Genomic DNA, 1,979 nt, shown 5'->3' on the forward strand with positions numbered 1-1,979 from the left:
GGGGGGGGCGCCCCCCCCCCCCCCGCCACTACCAAACCAGAAGGCCGGCTTTCGCCGGCCTTCTGCTTGATCAGGTCATGTCGACCAGGTTGCCGATCTTCACGTCCGGGTTGACGTCGGCCTCGTAGTCCACGCCCTCCACGCCAAAACCGAACAGACGCAGGAAGTCGGCCTTGTAACCGGCCAGGTCGCTGATTTCGTACAGGTTCTCGTTGGTCACCTGTGGCCACAGCGCGACCACCTTGCCCTGCACGTCTGCGGCCATTTCCTTGTAGTCCGCACGCAGGCGGCCTTCCTCATCGACCAGCGCGACGGTGTGGCCGTCGCCATCGACCAGGTCGTGGCGCAGGCGATCGACCGCCACGCCATCGGACTTGCCGCCGTAAAGGATGTCGTACAGCACGTCGAGCTGCTCGATGCAGCCTTCGTGGGTGCCCTTTTCCTTCATCACCTTGAACAGCAGCGACAGGTACAGCGGCATGGTCGGAATGGCCGAGCTGGCCTGGGTCACGACGGCCTTCAGCACCGACACGCGTGCGTCGCCGCCGATTTTCGCCAGCTTTTCGCGCAGGCCCAGCACCTTGGTGTCCAGGTCCTTCTTGGCCGCGCCGATCGAGCCATTCCAGTAGATCGCCTGGGTGATCTCTTCGCCCACGTAGGTGAAGGCCGTGGTGGTACAACCATTGGCCAGCACGCCGGCATCGGCCAGCGCATCGATCCACATCTGCCAGTCCTCGCCGCCCATCACCGCGACGGTGCCGGCGATTTCTTCCGGGGTGGCCGGCTGCAGGGTGGTCTCGGTGATCACTTCCTTGTCGGTATCCAGCCCGCGCAGGGTGATCGGCTCGCCGATCGGCTTCAACGTGGAGCTGATGATCTCGCCGGTCTTCGGGTGCTTGCGGCGCGGCGCGGCCAGGCTGTAGACAACCTGGTCGACCTGGCCCAGATCGGCCTTGATCATTTCGATGGTCTTCGCCTTCACTTCATCGGAGAAGGCATCGCCATTGATGCTCTTGGCGTACAGGCCGGCTTCGTCGGCGTACTTGTGGAACGCGGCCGAGTTGTACCAGCCCGCGGTACCCGGCTTGGTCTCGCTGCCCGGGCGTTCGAAGAAGATGCCGAGGGTGGCAGCACCACTGCCGAAGGCAGCGGTGATGCGCGCAGCCAGGCCGTAGCCGGTGGACGCGCCGATCACCAGCACACGCTTGGGACCGTTCTGGATCGGCGGGCGCGCACGGATGTAGTCGATCTGCTGCTTGACCGCGGCCTCGCAGCCGGTCGGGTGGGTGGTGACGCAGATGAAGCCGCGGACGCGCGGTTTGATGACCATGGATACCTCGGGTTGGCAGATGCGGCGCGCGGGGCGCTCAGCAGGAGTAAGGGCGCGCACGCGCGCGAACCGCAGGATCGTAGTGCGCGGGGGAAGATTGCACAACCGACGCTGGCGTAGGGTGGGGTTTCTTTTGCAGGGTTGCACCCTGCACCTGCGGTAGTGCCGGCCGCTGGCCGGCAACCTCAACAGCAACGTCAAAAGCCGGGCTACTGAGGGATGCCGGGGTGGGTCCGGTTGCGGGGGACGCCGTTAACCCGTCCATGGGGGCTTGGCCGCGGCATCCATGCCGCGGACACCCCCGCAACCGGACCCACCCCGCCTTTGACAGTCTTCCGCGATCTGTCGGAACAGCTCTTGGGGTCAGATCCGTTTTCTGAAGGAAAACGGATCTGACGCCAGAATTGTTTCGATATCTGACAAATGTGTCGACCCAGGTCGACACCTACCGACAGCCGCGTGAACCCGTCGAAGGTGGGTCGGTGTCGGAGTGCGGGGTGTCAGCCGCATGGATGCGGCTGCCAAGCCTACACGGACGTACTTGCGGCGTCCCCGCACTCCGACACCGCCCCGCCCACCCACGGAAGGCACGCTCTTGCTGTTGCTGTTGCTGTTGCTGTTGCCGGCCAGCGGCCGGCACTACCGTGGG

1 protein-coding gene is annotated in these 1,979 nt (G+C 65.1%); it reads right to left on the minus strand.

Features of this window, described 5'->3' with window-relative positions; all coding sequences use genetic code 11:
• Positions 1–70 precede the first annotated feature (70 nt).
• Positions 71–1,330, minus strand: a complete 1,260-nt coding sequence (gene fabV / locus ACM0PB_RS07030) for an enoyl-ACP reductase FabV (RefSeq protein WP_005416204.1) — start codon at positions 1,328–1,330, stop codon at positions 71–73.
• Positions 1,331–1,979: the final 649 nt, after the last annotated feature.

Origin of the sequence: Stenotrophomonas sp. AR029, from assembly GCF_047520695.2 — a bacterium.
Lineage (GTDB): Bacteria > Pseudomonadota > Gammaproteobacteria > Xanthomonadales > Xanthomonadaceae > Stenotrophomonas > Stenotrophomonas sepilia.